Here is an 18,743-nt window from a genome sequence, read left to right on the forward strand (position 1 = left end):
AGCGATCACCGAGCTGGACCGGGAGGTGATCGCCCAGCAGCTCGGCCGTCCGCCGCGCGCGCTCCGGGCCATCGCGCACCGGTGTCCCAGCGGCCACCCCTCCGTCGTGCAGACCGCGCCGCGGCTGGAGGACGGCACGCCGTTCCCGACGCTGTACTACCTGACCTGCCCCCGGCTGACCGCGCTGGCCAGCAGGCTGGAGGCGGACGGCATGATGCGGGAGCAGACCGCGCGGCTGGCCGAGGACGAAGAGCTGGCGGCCCGGTACCTGGCCGCGCACCGCTCATACCTGGCCGAGCGCGACGCCATCGACTCGCTGGGCACCGAGGTCAGCGCCGGCGGCATGCCCAGCCGGGTCAAGTGCCTGCACGTGCACATCGCGCACGCGCTCGCCTGCGGCCCGGGCGTCAACCCGTTCGGCGACGAGGCCCTCGCGGCACTGGCCTCGGACTGGCCGGCTGGCGACTGCGCCTGACGTCACCCGCCAATAGCTGTACGTTGGTGACACCTCTGGTGACGCTGTGTGCACCATATGGGCTAGTCATGCCTCCCCGAGGTGCAAATATCCGTCAACGAAGTGACACTCGTCCGGGTCTGGGGCAGGCTGACCGTGAGCTAACGGCGTGTAGGCGACGATCGCATCTGGGTCATGTGATCGAGACGAGGAGCGTGGATCCGCGTGGGTGTGCACAGCGTTCGAGCCCGGACTGCCAAGCCCGCGCGAGTCGCACCCCAGCGGCGATGGCGGGCGGCCGCGGCCGTCACCGCGATGCTCGCGCCCCTGGTCCTCGCCGGTGATGCCACCTTCACCTGGGTGAACACCGCCCACTCGACGCCCAGCCCGGCGCAGGGCACCAAGAACCCCTTGGGCGCGACCGGCCAGCTCCCGCAGCAGAACTCCGTCGACCCCGACCTCAACACCGACATCGGCGACCCGGCCCACGCCGACGGCTCCTCCGAGCTCGGCGGCCTGCCCAACGGGCCCCTCGGCATCCCCGGCGCCGCCTTACAGGCCTACCAGCGGGCCGAGCAGCTCGAAGCCGCCCGCAACCCCAACTGCCACCTGGACTGGGCGCTGCTGGCCGGCATCGGCCGCATCGAGTCCGGCCACGCCCGCGGCGGTGCCGTGGACGCCCAGGGCAACACCCTCTCGCCCATCCTCGGGCCCCGGCTCGACGGCAGCGGCGGCTTCGCCCTCATCTACGACACCGACCACGGCCAGTGGGACTTCGACACCACCTACGACCGTGCCGTCGGCATGATGCAGTTCATTCCGGCCACATGGGCGCAGTACGCGGCCGTCTCCAACGCCAAGAACTACGGCACCGCGAACCCGAACAACATCTACGACGCCGCCTTCGCCGCCGCCAACTACCTGTGCGCCAGCGGCGGGGACATGCGTAACCCGGCCCAGCGTTCGGCCGCCGTGTTCGGCTACAACCACTCCGACGCCTACGTGGCCAACGTGCTGGCGTGGGCCACCTCGTACGCCAGTGGCGTCGAGTCGCTGCCGAACCTGACCGACGTCCCGATCGTCCAGCCCATCCCGAAGGCTCCCTTCGTCGGCCCGCCGCCCGCGCCGCCCGCGCCTCCGTCGACCACCCCGACGGACCCCGGCACGCCCACGAGCACCACCACGACCACGCCGACGGGCACCACCACGACGACGCCCACCGACACCACCACGTCGACCTCGACCTCGACTTCCACGTCGACTTCGACCTCGACGACCACCACCACGACTACGACCACCACCACGACGACGCCGACGTGCCCCACCGCGCCGACCTCGACGCCCACCAGCACCGCCGCGCCGACCTCCACGACGCCGGTGCCGCCCGGCTGCCCCACTCCCACCACCACGCACTCGCCGACCCCCAGCGCGACCTCGGTGGCCAGCTGACCGACTAGCGTTGGCGGCATGAAGCACTCGCGGGTGGCCGCCATCGACTGTGGGACGAACTCGATCCGTCTGCTCATCGCCGACGTCACCGTCCAGGACGACGGATCGAGTTCGCTGCGGGACGTCCATCGCGAGATGCGGATCGTCCGGCTCGGGCAGGGCGTCGACGCCACCGGCCGGCTCGCCCCCGAGGCCATCGAGCGCACCCGGGTCGCCCTCGTCGACTACACCGCCCTGTTGCGCCGCAAGGGCGTCGAGGCCGTGCGCATGGTCGCCACCTCCGCCACCCGCGACGCCGCCAACCGTGACGACTTCTTCGCCATGACCCGCGACGTCCTCGGCGTCGAGGCCGAGGTCATCTCCGGCGACGAGGAGGCCCGGCTCTCCTTCACCGGCGCCGTCGGCGACTGCGACCCCGCCGACGGCCCCTTCCTCGTTGTCGACATCGGCGGTGGCTCCACCGAACTCGTCCTCGGCTCCGAGTCCGGCGTCGAGGCCGCCCAGTCCGTGGACATCGGCTGCGTCCGCATCACGGAGCGCTGCCTCCAGTCCGACCCTCCCACCCCTTCGGAGATCGCCGCCGCCTCCGCCCTGGCCGCCTCCGTCCTCCAGTCCGCCTTCGACGCCGTCCCCGTCGCCAAGGCCCGCACCTGGATCGGCGTCGCCGGCACCGTCACCACCCTCTCCGCCGTCGCGCAGGACCTCCCCCAGTACGACGTGCTCTCCACGCACCTCTCCACCCTGTCCACCGAGCAGATCCACTCCGTCGGCGACCGCCTCCTGGCCATGACCCACGACCAGCGCGCCGCCGTCCCCACCATCCACCCCGGCCGCGTGGACGTCATCGGCGGCGGCGCCATCGTCCTGCGTGTCCTCGCCGACCACCTCTCCACCCACGCCGCCATAACCCACCTCACCGTCAGCGAAAAAGACATCCTCGACGGCATAGCCCTCTCCCTCCTCAAGTAACCCCGCTTGGTTGTTCGGAAGGGACCATTCCTCCACTCGGAGTGTAGGAATGGTCCCTTCTCACCACCGGACAGCCTCAAGCAACACTGGAAGGGCGTGCTTGCACGGCAGGCCGTGGCCGTGCTTTGGCAGCCGAGTAGGCGGCACGCAACTCGGCGATGACTCCCTCGGGGTCGTCGCGGAGGCGCGACGGCAGGGTCTGCACCACCACGATGCCTGCCGTGGCGTAACGCGTGTTGCGAGCAACCGTCTTGGCATATCCCCTGGCGTTGAGATGCCATTCGAACGAGTCGATCTCCCACGCCAGTGCCACATCGTCGCACCAGGCGTCCGGGACCGCGATGAACCGGCCGGAGCCGTCGTAGACGGGCAGGTTCCACATAGCCTTCGGTAGCTTTGACGCTCTCCAGAGACGAAGTCCGTGAGCCTCGGCGACGGAGTGCACACCCGCGCCGACCTCGTCGAGGACTCGTCGCGGTAGGGCAGACCCCCGACGGCTGCCCGTGTTCAGCTCCGCAAGTAGCTCTGCGGGTCTGCACCGTCCTCGCTGCACTGCCTCACTGAGCAGTGCTCGGACCGGATCGACCTTGCGCCAGCGCCTCGCCGCGTCGAGAACAGCGCGGTCCAGCGGGGCCAGCGGGATGCCGTCGCGCCATACCGGCTCAGGCATGTGGATCGTGCGTTCGACGAGGGCGAAGCCGGCGGTACGGATGTGGCGGCTGTGTGGAACCAACAGATGGACCGAAGGATCTGGCAGCAGTCGAGCGAGCTCGTGTCTGCGTGCGGCCTCTGACCCGGTGACTATGGCATCAGGTCCGCCGTGCAGTAGAGCTGCCTCGACCTGTTGCTGCCTGGTCGGTTCACCGGTCGACAGCAGGATGATTCCAGGCAGTAGCCAGCGCCACGGTCCGCCGGGTTGACATCGCTTATATGAGGTCGATTCAGGTATGCCTAGCTTGAGCAGTTTCTGTACGCGGATGACGCCATCGTGGCTCTCATTGATCAACTCGTCCGCGTGGGAGGACCAGCTCGTTCGTTCCATGCCTCGATGCTGCCGTGACCCCCTGACAATCTCGGGAGACCGGGTGTGAAGGGACCATTCCTACACTCGGAGTGGAGGAATGGTCCCTTCCGAACGGCAAAGTGGCGGTGGGTTAGCGGTTGGAGGAGGTGCGGATGAAGCGGGCCAGGTCGGCGGATTGTTGGAGGCGGCTGGGTTCGTGGATGTACATCATGTGGCCGGCCTCGTAGTAGGCGAGGTCGATGTTGGCGCCGAGTTCGGCGGGGATGGCGAGGTGGGCGACGACGTGGTCGCTGCCGGCGAAGGGGGTGGCGCCGTCGTGGTAGCCGGCGGCGATGTGCACGCGGAGGTGGGGGTTGGCGCGCATGGCGGAGGAGAGCTTGTCGGCGGTGGTGACGTGGGCGTTCTCGAAGTCCTTGTACGACCAGGGTTGCACGCGGCTGGAGAGGACCTCGTAGGGCAGGTCGTTGGCGTAACCGAGCTCCCCTCGCAGGTAGTGGTTGAGCGCGGAGGCGTAAGGACCGGTGATGGCGCTGATGGAGGGGTCGTGGCTGAAGTGCTCACGCCCGTAGTCGGCCTCCCAGCCGGTGAAACGGCCGTCGATGCGGCCGACGGTGAGCCGGCGCGAGCGGAGAAGCTCGGTGAAGAAACGAATGTGCTCGATACGGAAGTTGACGGCGTCGACGTAGTCGGTGGAGAGGCCGGTGAGGGCGGCAGTGCGGTCCACAATGGACTGGCGGTCGGCGGTGGAGAGGCGGGAGCCCTGGACGAGGGCCCAGAGGTAGTCCCGGTTGGCGAACTCGACGGCCTCGGCGACGACCTCGGACAACGGGCGCGAGCCGTGCAGGCCGTGGTAGTGGGCGATGGCGGCGTAGGTGGGAAGGAAGAGGGCGTAAGGAAGTTCGTTGCCCTCGCTGAAGTCCAGGGCGTTGAAGTCCAGCGCGGTGGAGATGAGCATGAGGCCGTTGAAGTACATGCCGTACTTGGACTGCAGCCGCTCGGCGATGGCGACGCCGCGGGTGGTGCCGTAGGACTCGCCGGCGATGAACTTGGGCGACATCCAGCGGTCGTTGCGCGAGGTCCAGAGCCGGATGACCTCGCTGATGTACTCGATGTCGGCGGCGAAGCCGTGGAACTCCTCGGGCTTGCCGCCCTTGACGGCCCGTGAGAAGCCGGTGGACACCGGGTCGATGAACACCAGGTCGCTCTCGGCCAACAGGGTCTCGGCGTTGTCGACCAGCTCGTACGGCGGCGGGGTCATCGCGCCGACGTCACCGCTGACCACGCGGCGCGGCCCGAGCAGCCCGAGGTGCAGCCACACGCTCGCGGACCCGGGGCCGCCGTTGAACGCGAAGGTCACGGGCCGTCGCGCGGGGTCGGCGCCGTCCAGCGTGTACGCGGTGAGGAACACCTCGGCCTTGGCGACGTTGCCGTCGAAGGCGCCGTCGGTGTGCTTCTCCTGCCGCAGCACGATGCGCCCGGTGGTCGCGGTGTACTCCAGCGCCCGCCCGCCGGCGGTGATCGAGTGCTGGCTGGTGGCCAGGTCGTCGGTCGGGTCTTCGCTGGGCTTCTGCTCGTCGTTGCCTGCCATGAGTGGAACCCTAACCACCGTGGATCTACGAGATCTGGACAGCGAGCTCGTCAACTGTCGGCGGTGTCCGAGGCTGGTGGCCTGGCGTGAGGGCGCGGCGGCGCAGAGCCGGGCGCGCGACGAGGAGTACTGGTCACGGCCGGTGCCGGGGTTCGGCCCCGCCGACGCGAGCATCGCGGTGATCGGCCTGGCCCCGGCGCTGCACGGCTCGAACCGAACGGGCCGCATGTTCACGGGCGACCGCAGCGGCGACTTCCTCTTCGAGGCGCTGCACGCGGTGGGCCTGGCCTCGCAGCCGCACGCCGTGTCGAGGGATGACGGCATGCGGCTGGTGGACGTGAGGATGGCGTCGCCGGTGCGGTGCGCGCCGCCGGAGAACAAGCCGACGCCGGAGGAGCGGGACAACTGCCGGCCGTGGCTGGCGCAGGAGCTGGAGTTGCTGCGGCCGACGCTACGGGCGGTGGTGGTGCTTGGGGCGTTCGGCTGGCAGGCGCTGCTGCCGGTGCTGAGCGCCGCCTGCTGGACGGTGCCGAAGCCGCGGCCGAAGTTCGGTCACGGCGTGGAGGTGCGGCTGCCGGCGACCGACGGCGGCGCTCCGCTGACCCTCATGGGCTGCTTCCACGTCAGCCCGCACAACACCTTCACCGGACGGCTGACCCAGGAGATGGTGCGGGACGTGTTCCGCCGCGCGATGGTGGTCGCAGATGACCAAGAGTGACCGTAGGATGCGCCAGCTCTGGGCCGTTCGGTCGGTGAACCGATTCGGCCAACCGGGATCAAGCCGTCAACACCGGCGTCGCGGGCACGCACAGTGATCATGCTCACGGGGGACGGCCGTCACATCGGGCCGGTTGTGGACGGCGGCCCCTGGCGACGGGTGCGACCATTGCGGGTATGGCGGCAGTGAAGTCGGAACCCGCGAGGATCCTGATCGTCGGCGGCGGTTACGTCGGCATGTACACCGCGTTGGGCCTGCAGAAGAAGCTGAGGTCCCGCGAAGCGTCGGTCACGGTTGTCGACCCGCAGCCGCACATGACCTACCAGCCGTTCCTGCCCGAGGCCGCTGCCGGCTCCATCGAGCCGCGCCACGTGGTGGTGCCGCTGCGCCGGGTGCTGCGCAAGTGCCACGTGCTGACCGGCCGGGTCACCAAGATCAGCGACGCCGACAAGGTCGCCACCGTCACGATGACCGACGGCCACGTCGAGGAGATCCCCTACGACGTGCTGGTCGTCGCCCTCGGCTCGGTGGCCCGCACGCTGCCGATCCCGGGCCTGGCCGACCGCGGCATCGCCTTCAAGACCATCGGCGAGGCCATCTACCTGCGCAACCACGTGCTGTCGCGGCTGGACCTGGCGTCCACCACCGACGACGCGGACATCCGCAAGCGCCTGCTGACGTTCACGGTCATCGGCGGCGGCTACGCCGGCATCGAGGCGCTGGCCGAACTCGAGGACATGGCCCGCTACGCGCTGCGTTACTACGAGAACCTCGACCCGGCCGACATGCGCTGGGTACTGGTCGAGGCCACCGGCCGGATCATGCCCGAGGTGCGCGACAGCCTGGGCGTCTACACCGTCAAGGAGCTCGAGGCCCGCGGCATCGAGTGCTACCTGGACACCCGCGTGAAGACGATGGAGGGCGGCCACGTCGTCCTCGACGACGGCACCGAGTTCGACAGCGACACCATCATCTGGACCGCCGGCGTGAAGGCCAACCCGGTCCTGAACGACACGGATCTGCCGCTCGACCAGCGTGGACGGGTGATCTGCACGGCCACCATGCAGGTGCAGGGTCTCGACGGGACCTGGGCGGCGGGCGACAACGCCGCCGTGCCGGACCTGTCCAAGACCGACGTCGACCCGGCCGCCACGTGCAGCCCGTCGGCCCAGCACGCCGTGCGCCAGGCCAACCAGCTGGCCAAGAACATCGTGGCCGTGCTGCGCGGCCGCAAGCCCACGCCGTACCTGCACAAGTACGCGGGCTCGGTGGCCAGCCTCGGCCTGTACAAGGGTGTCGCGGACGTCTACGGCATCAAGGCCAAGGGCTTCGTCGCGTGGGGCATGCACCGCGCCTACCACGTGTCGCGGATGCCCACGTTCAACCGCAAGGTGCGGGTGGCCTTCGACTGGCTGGGCTCGTGGGTGCTCAAGCGCGAGGTGGTCTCGCTGGGTCAGATCAACGACCCGCGGGCCGAGTTCGATCGGGTCACGAAGAGCTGAGAAAGTAGCTATCGGCGTACGACACGCCGGGCTTGATCCGCCGAATGGGCTATGATCTGTGTCAGTCGTCTTGACATTGCGTTAGGCGGGTCCCGAAACTACCCGGGGCGGATCGCCTGAACGTGTGATGCGCCTTCGGGGAAAGAGGTGACCGCGATGTCGATGGAGGACCTGGCCGCGCAACTGCGCAGCGGCGAGATCGAGGACCAGGCGCTCGCGGAGTTCGCTGCCGAGTACGCACGCGCGGAGCGGATCTCCCGCAGCAAGAAGGACGACTGAGCATGATCGGCGCTGGGCGGGCCCAGTCGGACGGCCCGCCCCAGCCGATGCTCCCCGCCCGTCCCACCCCGTTGCTGCTCCAGGGCCAGGACTATGTGTTCCGGGCGCCCAGCGGCTGCTTCGACTTCCAGGAGCAGATCCACCGCCTCGAGATGGTCGAGGACACCGGCGAGCCCTCGCCGTGCGTGCTGGTGCTGGCCCGGTCGGCCGACATGGAGATGAACGAGCTGTCCATCGCCCTGGCCGAGCGGGGCATCCGGATGGCCCGCATCGACGTGGACCGCTGCCTCGACCTGGCGTTGACGATCTACACCGACACGCCCCTCATCGAACTCAACCGCTGGCTGCTGCGGCCGCTGCTGGTCTGGCGCCGGCACTTCGAGCTCACGGCCATGCCCGTCGACCCGCGGACGATCAGCGGCGCCTACGCGCTGGACCAGTGGGGCACCGTCGCCGGCTGGCTGACCGAGCGCAGCGAGTGGGCCCACGTGAACCCCGCGCGGGCGACCGGGCATCTGAACCGTCTCATCCAGCTCTCCGATGCCGCCGCCTTCGGGCTGAGGACGCCCAGGACGGCCGTGACGACCCAGCCCGGGCGGAGCAGGCCCGGTGGGGGCCAGTGCATCGTCAAGACCGCCGGGCGGCATCTCGTCGAGCCGCGCCCGGGCGTCCAGCACGGCCTGTTCCCCCGGCCGCTGGACACCTCCCGCGCCGGCGACGTGCCCGAGACCGCGCCGGTGATCGTGCAGCAGTACCTCGCCGCCGACACCGAACTGCGGGTTTTCGTCGTGGGCGACCGGCTCATCGGCTACCAGGTCGACAAGTACGACCCCGCCCAGCTGTGGGTCGACCCCGACAACGTCTCGGTCAAGCCCACCGACGTGCCCGAGGGGCTGGGCGACCGGCTGCTGGCGCTGGCCCGCCACTGGCGGCTCCAGGTCGCCGCCTTCGATCTGCTGCTCGTCGACGGTGAGCACGTCTTCCTGGAGGTCAACGTCAACTGCGACTGGCGCTGGTTCGAGCACCGCGCCGGCAGCACCGACGTGTCCGACGCCGTGCACGAGTGGGTGGCCGTGCGTTTCGGCGAGCTGCTCGCCGCCGATCGGGGCCGTTGACCTGTGGGCTTGTACCTCCACCGGATGCCGTGGCGATCCGCCGGGTGGGCGAACAGGGTCTCAATTGGCTGTAAGTACCTGACCTTGGGCTGTCCCACGGCTTAGGCTCCCCACGCCCCCGTAGCCCAATCAGGCAGAGGCAGGCCCCTTAAAAGGGTCAGAGTGTCGGTTCGAGTCCGATCGGGGGCACAGAGCGTAATTAACCCGATCGCGGAACGTTGGCACTCACCCATTGGGGGAAAGCCCGCGGATTGCTGAGTCACCAGAGACGGCGGCCGCCGCGGGCCAGCGCGCGGGCCCGGCGGACCAGGTCGTCGATCACCTCGGGGTCGGCCGACGGGGGCGTTCCGGTGCGGGGATCGCAGCAGCTGGGCTTGGTGCGGCGGGTGTTGTCGGTGGGCCAGGTGCCGGCCAGCTGGTACAGGGCGTCGTAGACGTTGCGGCCGGGGTCGGTCTGCTCGTGCGGGCCGACGAGCACGATCCAGGCCCGGGTGGCGCCCTCGAAGGCGACCACGACGCGGTCGTTGTCACGCAGGTGGCGCACGCACAGTCTCGGCAGCGGCGCGGGGCCCGTGACGCGGTAGCCCAGGGCGGCGCAGCCGCGGTGGGCGAGGTCGTCAAGGAAGGACTCGTACGCCTTGCGGGCCGGTCCACGCAGCAGCGTGGCCTGCGCCGAGGCGACGCGGGTCTCGACTACTTCGATCACTCAGTGATCGTCGTCCCGGCGCGCACGATCGTTCCCTCGCCCCGGACGACCTGGTCGAGGCTCTCGGTCAGATCCTCGCGTTCGAGCAGGGCCTGGTCGCTCAGCCGGCGGTGCACCTCGTCGAGCAGGCCGCGGGTGCGGCCGATGCGGCGGATCTCCCGGACCAGGTGCATCACCTCGTGCACCCGGCGCGGCTCCAGCCGCATGGTCGGCTCCTGCTCGCTGACCAGCAGCACGCCCTCGCTGGCCCAGGCCCGCACCGTCTTCTCGGTCAGGTCGAGCAGGTCGGCGGCCACCACGGGCCGGATCGGCATGGCCGAGGCCAACAGGTTGTCGGCCACGTCGTACAGCTTGCTGCGCCCGGGCGCACCGCTGGGCAGCGTGCCGGCGACCTCCTCGATCGCCTCGACGTTGGCCAGCAGCCGCTCGGTCTGCTCTTTTTCGGCGGCCACCGACATGACTACCTCCCCGTGTCTCGACTACCGATTATGGGCGCTGTTTTCATTACTTGCAAGTGTGATTCACGTGAAACGTCAAGCAGGTGGGCGGCGTGTCGCGGACATTCATTCGGCCTGGTGACGGGCGTCACGGAGTTGGTACCTGGCTGATGTAGGTTCGTCTCCCTGCTCCCGTAGAGATGACGCGATGCCCAGTCCTGAGTTCGAGGCGCTGCTCACGGCGATCCGGGCCAGTCCACGGCCCGAGCCCGCCGCCGGCCCGGCCGGCGTGCGGCAGGCACGCGAATCGATGGACCTGGCGCTGGGCGCGATCCCGCTGGCCGACGGCGTGATGACGGGGCGGACCGACGCGGGCGGCTGCCCGGCGGTGTGGGTGCGGCCGCAGGGTGGCGCGATGGACCGGGTGCTGCTCTACCTGCACGGCGGCGGCTTTCGAGCCGGCTCGGCGGCGGCGTTCAGCGGCTTCGCCTCGCAGTTCGCGACCGTGATGGGCATGCCGGTGCTGCTGCCCGACTACCGCCTCGCGCCCGAGCACCCGTTCCCGGCCGCGGTGGAAGACGTTGTGCAGGCCTACAAATGGCTGCTGGCCGAGGGATATTCGCCGGGGCGGGTGGTGCTGCTCGGCGACACCGCCGGCGGCGGCCTGGTCGTCTCGGCCCTGCTCGCGGCCCGCGACCTCGGCTTACCGCAGCCCGCCGCCGGCGCCTGCCTGAGCCCGCTGTTCGATCTCACCGCCAGCGGCGAGTCGTACGAGAAGTTCGCCGAGGACGACCCCATCTACAGCCGTGCCCAAGCGCTTGCCTGCGCCGTCGACTACCTCGGCGGGGCCAATCCCCGTGAGCCGCTGGCCTCGCCCCTGTTCGCCGACCTCTCCGGCCTCGCGCCGCTCATGGTGCACGCCTGCGACCGCGAGGTCCTCGTCGACGACGCCCGGACGCTGGTCGCCGGCGTGCTGGCCGCGGGCGGCCGGGCGAACCTGGAGATATGGCCCGATCTCATGCACTTCTGGCACCTGTTCGTGCCGGACATCCCCGAATCCACCGCGGCCGTCCTGGGCGTGGCCGAGTTCCTGCTGACCTACATCGGCGCCTGAGCCTCCCGGGTTCACGGGTCGTCGCCCAGGCGGGCATCCTCCAGGTCCAGCGTGCGCTGCAACCGTCGGCGGGTGCTGTCGTCGATGTCGCCGCCGTCGAAAAGCCTTGTCAGTTCGGCCATTTCCACGGCGAGCAGCTCGCGGCGCAGCTGGCGGTAGACGGTCGCGGCCGATGAGCCGGGCGGCTCCTCGGGGGTGTCGCTGCCGTGGTCGATGCGGGCCAGCAGCCCCTGTCGGGCCCGGTCGAGCACTTCGTGCGGCACGGTCTCGAGGTCGTAGAGCTGCTCCAGGTGCGCGAGACCGGCCTCGGCCAACCGCATGTTGGCGATCTCCTGCTCCTTGCGGGCCTCGGCCGGAGTGCGGGCGATGCCGGCCCGCTTGACCAGCGGCGCGAGCGTGAAGCCCTGAGCCACCAACGTGATCACGATGACCGTGGTGGCCAGTGCGAGCACGAGGTCGCGCTGCGGCACCGGTTGGCCGTCGTCGGTCAGCAGCGGGATGGACAGCACGGCGGCCAGCGGCACCACGCCCCGGGCCCCGGCCCAGGAGACCACTGTGGACGTTCGCCAGTTGAGGCGGCGGTTTCCCCGCCTCAGCTGCATGATCCAGCCCAGCGGGAAGATCCACAGGAACCGGATGACGATCAACGCGGCGGTGATCACCAGCGCCTGCCACGGCCAGCCCGGATCCGAGCCGGCCAACGCCCGTACCAGATAAGGGAGTTGGAGCCCGATCAGCGCGAACACGGCGCTCTCCAGGATGAAGATCACCGTGCCGTACACGGCGTCGATCTGGAGCCGGATGTGCGCGGTGGTGAGCTTCGGCGTCTGCGCGCCGAGCACGACGCTGCACACCACCACGGCCGTCACGCCCGAGCCGCCGATGGTCTCCGCGAGCACGTACGCCGAGTACGGGCTGATCAGCGCGATCACAGTCTCCAGCACCGGATCCGCGGTCCGCCGCCGGATCAGCCAGATACCGCCCGCCACCACCAGACCGACGACGAGGCCGCCGCCGGCCAGCACCACGAACTCGCTGGCCACGGACTCGAACGAGACCGCCCCGCCGGCGATCGCCGCCAGCACGGCCAGCCGGAACAGCACAAGGCTGGTCGCGTCGTTGAACAGGCTTTCGGCCTGCACCAGCACCTGGATCCTGGGCGGCAGCGACAGCCGTCTCCCGAGCGCGCTCACCGCCACCGGGTCGGTGCTGGCCAACACCGCGCCCAGCACGAACGCCATGCTCGCCGGCAGCGGCGCGACAAACGCCGCCACCAACCCGACCACGCCGGCCGAGGCCAGCACCAGGCCGATCGCGAGCACGGTCACGGGCCGCCAGACCGCGCGCAGGTCCCGCCAGGGCATCTCCTCGCCGGCCGCGTAGATCAGCGGCGGCAACACGACCAGGCTGACCAGTTCCGGCGTCGCACGGACCTCCGGCACCCCGGGCAGCAGCCCCACCACGACACCGGCCACCACGAGCAGCGACGGCGCGGGAATGCTCAGCCGCCGGGCGAACGTGGCGACCACGGTGGCCAGCACCACCAGCAGAAGGATCGTCTCCACGCTCTGCATCGCTGGCACGCCTTTCGCCGGGGTCACCGAAACCACCGCCGACCAGACTTCCCGGCACACCGCCCTGAACCCTACCTGGCGCGCCACCCGATCGGGTGGATCAGCCGTTCAGGTAGGCCAGCACCGCCAGCACCCTGCGGTTGTCGTCCTCGTGCTGGTGCAGGTTGAGCTTGGTGAAGATGTTGTTGGTGTGCTTGCCCACCGCCTTCTCCGTGACGAACAGGCGGCCGGCGATCGCGGCGTTGGAGCGGCCCTCCGCCATCAGCCCGAGCACCTCCTTCTCCCGCGGCGTCAACGAGGTGATCGGGGCGTCACGCTCGCGGCTGCTCAGCAGCTGGGCCACCACCTCGGGGTCCATCGCCGTGCCGCCGTCGGCCACGCGGCGCACCGCGTCCAGGAACTGCTTCACGTCCGAGATCCGGTCCTTGAGCAGGTAGCCGACGCCGCCGCTGCGGTCCGACAGCAGCTCGCGGGCGTAGAGCTGCTCGACGTACTGGGACAGCACCAACACCGGCAGGCCCGGCCTGGTCCGGCGGGCCTCGATGGCCGCGCGCAGCCCCTCGTCGGTGAAGGTCGGTGGCAGCCGGACGTCCACAACGGCCACATCGGGCTGGTGCTCGGTGAGGGCGGCCTTGAGCTCCGGCCCGGACTCGACGGCGGCGACGACCTCGAAGCCGTGCGCCTCCAACAGCCGGATCAGGCCGTCCCGGAGCAGCAGCAGGTCTTCCGCGATGACAACACGCACGGGGCGAGCTAACCACAGGTCACCGCCCGCCGAGTGCGGTTTGCAGTCGTAGCAACAGCTCCTGGAGCTCGATGATGCGGCGGATGCCGGCGGTGTTGATCCCTTCGCGCCGCGAGAGGTCCCGGATCTGGCGCAGTCGTTCGATGTCACGGGCCGAGTAGCGCCGCTGGCCGTTGTCCGCGCGGTACGGACGCACCAGGCCGTGCGCCTCGTACGTGCGCAACGTCTGCGGGTGCAGTCCGACCAGCTCGGCCGCCGCCGAGATCGAGTGCACCGGCCGGTCCTCGGTCATGGGCGCATCGCTGCGAAGGCGGCCTTGAGTGCGTCCATGTCGCCGTCGTCGAACGCCTTGCGCACCGCCGCGATCTGCTCCGGCGGGTACGCATCCGCGTTGTGCAGCAACGATTCCGCCGTGTTGCGCAGCTCCGCTTCCTCGCGGCGCAGGCGGTCCCGCTCCGCGTGCTCCGCCGCCTCCCGGATCATGCGGTCGATCTCCGCCTTCGGCAGCGCCGACCCGCCCGTGACCGTCATCGACTGTTCCGCGCCCGTGTCGAGGTCCTTGGCCGACACCTGAACTATGCCGTTCACATCGATGTCGAAGCGCACCTCGATGCGCGGCACCCCTCTCGGCGCCGGCGCGAGGCCCGTCAACTCGACCATGCCCAGCCGCCGGTTGTCCGCCGTCATGGGGCGTTCGCCCTGGTAGACCTGCACCGGGATGGACGTGTAGTTGTCCCCTGCCGTCGTGACGACCTCGGTGCGGCTGGTCGGGATCGTCGTGTTGCGCTCGATCAGCCGGGTCATCACGCCGCCGAGCGTCTCGATGCCCAGCGACAGCGGCGTGACGTCCAGCAGCAGGACGTCCTTCACCTCGCCCTTCAGCACCCCCGCCTGCAACGCCGCCCCCAGCGCCACCACCTCGTCCGGGTTCACGACCTTGTTCGGCTCCCGGCCGCTCAGCTCGGTGACCAGCTCCACCACCGCCGGCATCCGCGTCGAGCCGCCCACCAGCACCACGTGATCGATGTCCTCGGCCCGCAGGCCGGCGTCCTTGAGCACGTTCTCGAACGGCTCGCGGCACCGGTCCAGCAGGTCCTTCGTGATGCGCTCGAACTCCGCGCGGCTGATCGTCTCGTCCAGGAACAGCGGGTTCTTGTCCCCGTCCACCGTGATGTAGGGCAGGTTGACCGTCGCCGAGGTGGTCGCCGACAGCTCGATCTTCGCCTTCTCCGCCGCCTCCCGGAGCCGCTGCATCGCCATCTTGTCCTTCGTCAGATCCACCGCGACGCGGCCGCGCAGCCAGTCCACGACGCGCTGGTCCCAGTCGTCCCCGCCCAGGTGGTTGTCCCCGCTCGTCGCCTTGACCTCCACCACCCCGTCGCCCAGCTCCAGCAGCGAGACGTCGAAGGTGCCGCCTCCCAGGTCGAAGACCAGGATCGTCTGCTCCTGCCGTTCGAGGCCGTAGGCCAGCGCCGCCGCCGTCGGCTCGTTCACGATGCGCAGCACGTTCAGGCCCGCGATCCGCCCCGCCTCCTCGGTCGCCTGCCGCTGCGCGTCCCCGAAGTACGCCGGCACCGTGATCACCGCGTCCGTGACCTCTTCCCCCAGGTACGCCTCCGCGTCCCGCTTCAGCTTCATCAGCACCCTCGCCGCGATCTCCTGCGCCGTGTGCTCCCCGTGCCGCCAGTCCGTGCCCATGTGCCGTTTCACCGACCGGACCGTGCGCTCCACGTTCGTCACCGCCTGGTTCTTCGCCGGCTGCCCCACCAGCACCTCGCCATTGCGGGCGAACCCCACCACCGACGGCGTCGTCCTCGCCCCCTCCCCGTTGGCGATCACCCTCGGCTCCCCGCCTTCGAGCACCGCCACCACCGAGTTCGTCGTCCCCAGATCGATGCCGACCGCCCGCGCCATGGCCACCCTCCAGAGTTGAGCATCTTGGAGTCAACTATGCGGCTAGCATCCCGCTCAATGCACAAACCTTAGTCGGCTGGGCTCAACTCTGGGCTGCCCCAGGGGCGCCTGTGGCTGCCGATCGTCGCGGAGGCGTCGGGCCCATGCGAGCGATGGTGGTGTTCGGAGGACGTCGCGGTCCGGATGTATCGCCGGTGGACCGCCGAACATCCCCGCCCGGTCGATGTCGTGGTGTGGACTCGATCCGGTATGGGCAAATCCCTCGTCACAGCGTGAAGGCGGTGCCGTCGGGCAGCACTTCGACGCCCGCGGCGGTGATCTCCGCCGATTCCGGGGATTCGGGGTCCAGCAAAGGGTTCGTGTTGTTGAGGTGGGTGTAGATCCGCCGCATGCCGGGAAACCGGCGTAGCTGCTCGAGGCTGCCGGAATCGCCGAGGACGGGGATGTGGCCCATCGACGACTGGCCCTTGGAATGGCCGGTGCGGACGCCCATCTCGTCGGGGGAGCAGAAGGTGCCGTCGAGGAAGAGGCAGTCGACGCCGGACAGCAGCGCCTCGAAGTCGGCGGACCATGTGGCGAGGCAAGGGGAGTAGAGCAGAGTGCCGCCGGTGGAGGGGTCGTGGAGGCGATAGGCGACGACCCAGGGCCCGGGCAGCTCGGGCGCGTACTTGGGGCGTTTGACGCCGACGGGGTGGGCGGTGGCGATGAGGCCGGCCAGCTCGAAGGGCTCCCCGAAGGGGACGGAGTGCCAGGACCAGCCGGCGTAGAGGTCGAGGACGGGGCCGAGACCGAGGGGCGAGCGGAGGGCGGTCACGGCGTTGGCCGGGGCGTAGAGGTGCTGCCCGCCGCCCTCACGGAGGGAGAAGACGCCGAGGGAGTGGTCGAGCTCGGCGGAGGTGAGCAGGACGCCGCGGACAGGGGTGTCGCGGCGGCCGGGACCGGGGGCGAGGTCGGGACAGGCCAAGAGCTGTACCCGGATGTCGGGGGAGGCGTTGAGCAGCCACCAGTCGACGCCGTTGCCGCTGACGGCAAGGCAATCCTGGGTGCGGGAGGGCAAAGCGCCGGAGCGGCCGCGGACGCACAGGGCGCAGGCGCAGTTCCACTGGGGAAAGCCGCCGCCGGCGGCGGTGCCGAGAACGACAACCCTCACACGGACCGCCGCATGGCGAAGGCGGGGCGCGAAGGGGCGATCTCCGTGCCCAGGATCTCTTGCACCAGGCCATGATTGGGCGACAGCGTGCACACGGGGTCGGTGGCGGCGGCGTCGCCGGTGAGCTGGAAGGCCTGGCACCGGCAGCCGCCGAAGTCGATCTCCTTGCGGGGGCAGGAAAGACACGGCTCCTGCATCCACGAGGTGCCACGGTAGGCGTTGAACGTGGGGGAGTCGTACCAGATCTCGGACAGCGAAGACCGCTGCACGTTCTGCACGGGCAATGAGGTGATCACACTGGCGGCGGGGCAGGGCAGCACGTCGCCGTTGGGGGCGACGGTGAGCTGACGAGAACCCCAGCCGTACATGCAGGGCTTGGGATTGGCCTCGTGGTAGTCGGCGACGACGTACACGATCTCCATCCGACCGGCCAGCCGCTGCTGGGCTGCTTGGACCACGGGCAGGGCGGCGGCGAGCTGGGCACGGGTGGGCAGCAGGGCGGCGCGGTTGCGCAGGGCCCAGCCGTAGTACTGGGTGTTGGCCAGCTCCAGGCGATCGGCGCCCATCTGCTCGGCCAGCGCGATGATGCCGCCGATGTGGTCGAGATTGGCCTTGTGCAGCACGGCGTTCACGGTCAGCGCCAGCTCGGCGCCCTTGATCAACGCGGCGGCAGCCAGCTTGCGGTCGTAACCCTTGACCCCGGCGATCAGGTTGGCGTTCAAGCGATCCGAGTCCTGCACGGACAGCTGCACGTGATCAAGCCCGCGGTCGACCAGATCGGCCAGGCGAGGAGCGGTCAGACCGAGGCCGCTGGTGACGAGATTGGTGTAGCAGCCGAGACCGCTGGCGTGGGCCAGCAACGAGGGCAGATCGGGGCGGGCCAACGGTTCCCCCCCGGAAAGGTGCACCTGAAGCACCCCGAGTTCCCGAGCCTCGTCGAATACCCGTTGCCACGTGACGGTGTCCAACTCGTCGGCACGCTGAACCAGCTCGACGGGATTGGAGCAGTACGGGCAGTGCAGGGGGCACCGGTGGGTCAGCTCGGCCAACAAGCCCAGGGGAGCCTCAGTCAACGTCCACCACCCGTCGCGCCACCAACCGATCAACCAGCTCGATCACGTCATCGGGCTGCACGCCGTCGAACTCGTCGGCCAGCGCCAGGGCGATGTCGCCGACGCTGGACGCGCCGTCGCACCGCGACACCACGGCGGCGGCGGTCTCGTTCAACAGCAGCACACCCTCCGGGAACAGCACGACGTCGCTGTCCCGGGTCTTGTCGTACGTGCACCGCACACCGCGGCGCACCCGGGGAACGGAGTCCAACGACGTCATGAGTGGTAGTCCACGGCGTCCAGGATCGCCTGCAACACATCGCACTTGAAGGCCAGGGCGGCCACGCAGGCCTGCTGCTGCTCCCGCGTCCGGGCGTGCTCCACCACGATGTCCAAAGTGGACTTGCCCTCGCCGGCGATCACGGTCAGCCGGGACACGAAGTAGGCGAAGCCCTCCTCGCCGATCCACGGGTACCGCTCCCGCATGTCGGCCAGCCGGCGCTTCATCAGCCCGGGGGAGAACATCTCGGTCAGCCCGGAGGCGATGGACTCCACCCACGGTTTGGTGCGAGCGAAGTTCACGTAGGCGTCGACGGCGAACCGCACGCCCGGCAGCACATGCCGCTCGTCCAGCACCTCGGACCGGTCCAGCCCGACGGCCTCGGCCATGCGCAGCCAGTTCTCCGCGCCGCCCTCGCCGTCACGGCTGCCGTCGTGGTAGACGATCCGCTCCATCCAGTGCCGCCGAACCTGCGGCAAGGGGCAGTTGGCCAGGATGGCGGCGTCCTTCTGCGGCAGGCAACGCTGGTAGTACCAGCGGTTGGCCGCCCACAGCCGGAGCTCGTCACGGCTGAGGCTGCCCTCGTGCAGGCGCAGGTGGAACGGGTGGTCGTGCCAGTACCGCGGCGCCAGCGCGCGCAGCTCGGCGATGAAGTCCTCGGCCGCCAGCATGA

The 18,743-nt window shown here is 69.9% G+C and carries 19 protein-coding genes, 1 tRNA gene and 1 pseudogene; 9 read left to right on the forward strand and 12 right to left on the reverse strand.

Translation table 11 applies throughout. The features are described 5' to 3' along the window. Window positions 1-4 precede the first annotated feature (4 nt). The 3 genes from AB0M73_RS22410 to AB0M73_RS22420 all read left to right on the forward strand — a co-directional run bounded on the left by AB0M73_RS22410 (window position 5) and on the right by AB0M73_RS22420 (window position 2,872). Complete coding sequence (locus AB0M73_RS22410) at window positions 5-475, forward strand: DUF501 domain-containing protein (protein ID WP_363893475.1); 471 nt, start codon at window positions 5-7, stop codon at window positions 473-475. A gap of 204 nt (window positions 476-679) precedes the next feature. Next, on the forward strand, window positions 680-1,903 hold the full coding sequence (locus AB0M73_RS22415) for a hypothetical protein (RefSeq protein WP_363893313.1): 1,224 nt from the start codon (window positions 680-682) through the stop codon (window positions 1,901-1,903). An 18-nt stretch (window positions 1,904-1,921) separates the two neighbouring features. Next, window positions 1,922-2,872, forward strand: coding sequence for a Ppx/GppA phosphatase family protein (locus tag AB0M73_RS22420; RefSeq protein ID WP_363893315.1), 951 nt, complete (start codon window positions 1,922-1,924; stop codon window positions 2,870-2,872). 76 nt (window positions 2,873-2,948) lie between these two features. Here the strand turns inward: AB0M73_RS22420 and AB0M73_RS22425 are convergent, their stop codons facing one another. Together AB0M73_RS22425 and AB0M73_RS22430 are read right to left on the reverse strand one after the other, a co-directional pair. Further along, window positions 2,949-3,914 (reverse strand): hypothetical protein, encoded by a 966-nt coding sequence (locus AB0M73_RS22425; RefSeq protein ID WP_363893318.1) that lies wholly within the window; start codon window positions 3,912-3,914, stop codon window positions 2,949-2,951. A 112-nt stretch (window positions 3,915-4,026) separates the two neighbouring features. Beyond that, window positions 4,027-5,484 (reverse strand): peptidase S10, encoded by a 1,458-nt coding sequence (locus AB0M73_RS22430; protein WP_363893321.1) that lies wholly within the window; start codon window positions 5,482-5,484, stop codon window positions 4,027-4,029. A gap of 19 nt (window positions 5,485-5,503) precedes the next feature. On the opposite strand from AB0M73_RS22430, the gene AB0M73_RS22435 reads away from it, so the two are divergent. The 5 genes from AB0M73_RS22435 to AB0M73_RS22455 all read left to right on the forward strand — a co-directional run bounded on the left by AB0M73_RS22435 (window position 5,504) and on the right by AB0M73_RS22455 (window position 9,287). After that, window positions 5,504-6,202 carry a uracil-DNA glycosylase gene (locus AB0M73_RS22435; RefSeq protein ID WP_363893324.1) on the forward strand — a complete coding sequence of 233 codons (699 nt, stop codon included), beginning with the start codon at window positions 5,504-5,506 and terminating at the stop codon, window positions 6,200-6,202. A gap of 176 nt (window positions 6,203-6,378) precedes the next feature. Beyond that, window positions 6,379-7,704 carry an NAD(P)/FAD-dependent oxidoreductase gene (locus AB0M73_RS22440; RefSeq protein ID WP_363893327.1) on the forward strand — a complete coding sequence of 442 codons (1,326 nt, stop codon included), beginning with the start codon at window positions 6,379-6,381 and terminating at the stop codon, window positions 7,702-7,704. Between the two features lie 156 nt (window positions 7,705-7,860). Next, window positions 7,861-7,983, forward strand: coding sequence for a hypothetical protein (locus AB0M73_RS22445; protein ID WP_255360895.1), 123 nt, complete (start codon window positions 7,861-7,863; stop codon window positions 7,981-7,983). Between the two features lie 2 nt (window positions 7,984-7,985). Beyond that, on the forward strand, window positions 7,986-9,098 hold the full coding sequence (locus AB0M73_RS22450; protein ID WP_043719286.1) for a hypothetical protein: 1,113 nt from the start codon (window positions 7,986-7,988) through the stop codon (window positions 9,096-9,098). A 114-nt stretch (window positions 9,099-9,212) separates the two neighbouring features. Then, window positions 9,213-9,287 (forward strand) — tRNA-Leu (locus AB0M73_RS22455). Window positions 9,288-9,357: 70 nt separating this feature from the next. On the opposite strand, the gene AB0M73_RS22460 is transcribed toward AB0M73_RS22455, so the two are convergent. Together AB0M73_RS22460 and AB0M73_RS22465 are read right to left on the reverse strand one after the other, a co-directional pair. Continuing rightward, window positions 9,358-9,804 (reverse strand): hypothetical protein, encoded by a 447-nt coding sequence (locus AB0M73_RS22460; RefSeq protein WP_363893332.1) that lies wholly within the window; start codon window positions 9,802-9,804, stop codon window positions 9,358-9,360. After that, a complete protein-coding gene (locus AB0M73_RS22465; protein ID WP_363893335.1) occupies window positions 9,801-10,262 on the reverse strand; it encodes a hypothetical protein in 462 nt (153 codons plus the stop codon). Before AB0M73_RS22465 ends, AB0M73_RS22460 begins: the two co-directional genes overlap by 4 nt. A gap of 187 nt (window positions 10,263-10,449) precedes the next feature. On the opposite strand from AB0M73_RS22465, the gene AB0M73_RS22470 reads away from it, so the two are divergent. After that, window positions 10,450-11,355, forward strand: a complete 906-nt coding sequence (locus tag AB0M73_RS22470) for an alpha/beta hydrolase (RefSeq protein WP_363893338.1) — start codon at window positions 10,450-10,452, stop codon at window positions 11,353-11,355. Between the two features lie 11 nt (window positions 11,356-11,366). Here AB0M73_RS22470 and AB0M73_RS22475 read toward each other — a convergent pair whose 3' ends face one another. From AB0M73_RS22475 to pqqC, 8 genes and pseudogenes are all read right to left on the reverse strand, one after another. Beyond that, complete coding sequence (locus tag AB0M73_RS22475) at window positions 11,367-12,929, reverse strand: Na+/H+ antiporter (protein ID WP_363893478.1); 1,563 nt, start codon at window positions 12,927-12,929, stop codon at window positions 11,367-11,369. A 100-nt stretch (window positions 12,930-13,029) separates the two neighbouring features. Beyond that, entirely contained in the window at window positions 13,030-13,674 is a 645-nt protein-coding gene (locus AB0M73_RS22480; protein ID WP_363893341.1) for a response regulator transcription factor, read from the reverse strand. A gap of 61 nt (window positions 13,675-13,735) precedes the next feature. After that, window positions 13,736-13,966: pseudogene (locus AB0M73_RS22485) on the reverse strand (MerR family transcriptional regulator); the annotation flags it as partial. Continuing rightward, a complete protein-coding gene (dnaK, locus tag AB0M73_RS22490; protein ID WP_363893344.1) occupies window positions 13,963-15,588 on the reverse strand; it encodes a molecular chaperone DnaK in 1,626 nt (541 codons plus the stop codon). The gene dnaK and the pseudogene AB0M73_RS22485, both read right to left, overlap by 4 nt. A gap of 265 nt (window positions 15,589-15,853) precedes the next feature. Beyond that, the gene (gene pqqB / locus AB0M73_RS22495) at window positions 15,854-16,738 is read right to left on the reverse strand and encodes a pyrroloquinoline quinone biosynthesis protein PqqB (RefSeq protein WP_363893347.1); all 885 of its coding nucleotides are present in this window, start codon (window positions 16,736-16,738) and stop codon (window positions 15,854-15,856) included. Continuing rightward, window positions 16,735-17,811 (reverse strand): pyrroloquinoline quinone biosynthesis protein PqqE, encoded by a 1,077-nt coding sequence (gene pqqE / locus AB0M73_RS22500; protein WP_363893350.1) that lies wholly within the window; start codon window positions 17,809-17,811, stop codon window positions 16,735-16,737. The genes pqqB and pqqE overlap by 4 nt, the downstream gene beginning before the upstream one ends. Further along, window positions 17,804-18,070, reverse strand: coding sequence for a pyrroloquinoline quinone biosynthesis peptide chaperone PqqD (gene pqqD / locus AB0M73_RS22505; protein ID WP_363893353.1), 267 nt, complete (start codon window positions 18,068-18,070; stop codon window positions 17,804-17,806). The genes pqqE and pqqD overlap by 8 nt, the downstream gene beginning before the upstream one ends. Next, entirely contained in the window at window positions 18,067-18,741 is a 675-nt protein-coding gene (gene pqqC, locus AB0M73_RS22510) for a pyrroloquinoline-quinone synthase PqqC (protein ID WP_363893356.1), read from the reverse strand. The genes pqqD and pqqC overlap by 4 nt, the downstream gene beginning before the upstream one ends. Between the last annotated feature and the right edge of the window lie 2 nt (window positions 18,742-18,743).

Origin of the sequence: Kutzneria sp. NPDC051319, from assembly GCF_040682195.1 — a bacterium.
Classification (GTDB): domain Bacteria; phylum Actinomycetota; class Actinomycetes; order Mycobacteriales; family Pseudonocardiaceae; genus Kutzneria.

What these genes read in the sequence shown, in the direction of transcription:
- AB0M73_RS22430 (WP_363893321.1), bottom strand. Translation starts at nt 5,484, where the DNA reads ATGGCAGGCAACGACGAGCAGAAGCCCAGCGAAGACCCGACCGACGAC.
- AB0M73_RS22445 (WP_255360895.1), top strand. Translation starts at nt 7,861, where the DNA reads ATGTCGATGGAGGACCTGGCCGCGCAACTGCGCAGCGGCGAGATCGAG.
- AB0M73_RS22440 (WP_363893327.1), top strand. Translation starts at nt 6,379, where the DNA reads ATGGCGGCAGTGAAGTCGGAACCCGCGAGGATCCTGATCGTCGGCGGC.
- AB0M73_RS22420 (WP_363893315.1), top strand. Translation starts at nt 1,922, where the DNA reads ATGAAGCACTCGCGGGTGGCCGCCATCGACTGTGGGACGAACTCGATC.
- pqqD (WP_363893353.1), bottom strand. Translation starts at nt 18,070, where the DNA reads ATGACGTCGTTGGACTCCGTTCCCCGGGTGCGCCGCGGTGTGCGGTGC.
- AB0M73_RS22465 (WP_363893335.1), bottom strand. Translation starts at nt 10,262, where the DNA reads ATGTCGGTGGCCGCCGAAAAAGAGCAGACCGAGCGGCTGCTGGCCAAC.
- AB0M73_RS22475 (WP_363893478.1), bottom strand. Translation starts at nt 12,929, where the DNA reads ATGCAGAGCGTGGAGACGATCCTTCTGCTGGTGGTGCTGGCCACCGTG.
- AB0M73_RS22470 (WP_363893338.1), top strand. Translation starts at nt 10,450, where the DNA reads ATGCCCAGTCCTGAGTTCGAGGCGCTGCTCACGGCGATCCGGGCCAGT.
- AB0M73_RS22425 (WP_363893318.1), bottom strand. Translation starts at nt 3,914, where the DNA reads ATGGAACGAACGAGCTGGTCCTCCCACGCGGACGAGTTGATCAATGAG.
- dnaK (WP_363893344.1), bottom strand. Translation starts at nt 15,588, where the DNA reads ATGGCGCGGGCGGTCGGCATCGATCTGGGGACGACGAACTCGGTGGTG.
- pqqC (WP_363893356.1), bottom strand. Translation starts at nt 18,741, where the DNA reads ATGCTGGCGGCCGAGGACTTCATCGCCGAGCTGCGCGCGCTGGCGCCG.
- AB0M73_RS22450 (WP_043719286.1), top strand. Translation starts at nt 7,986, where the DNA reads ATGATCGGCGCTGGGCGGGCCCAGTCGGACGGCCCGCCCCAGCCGATG.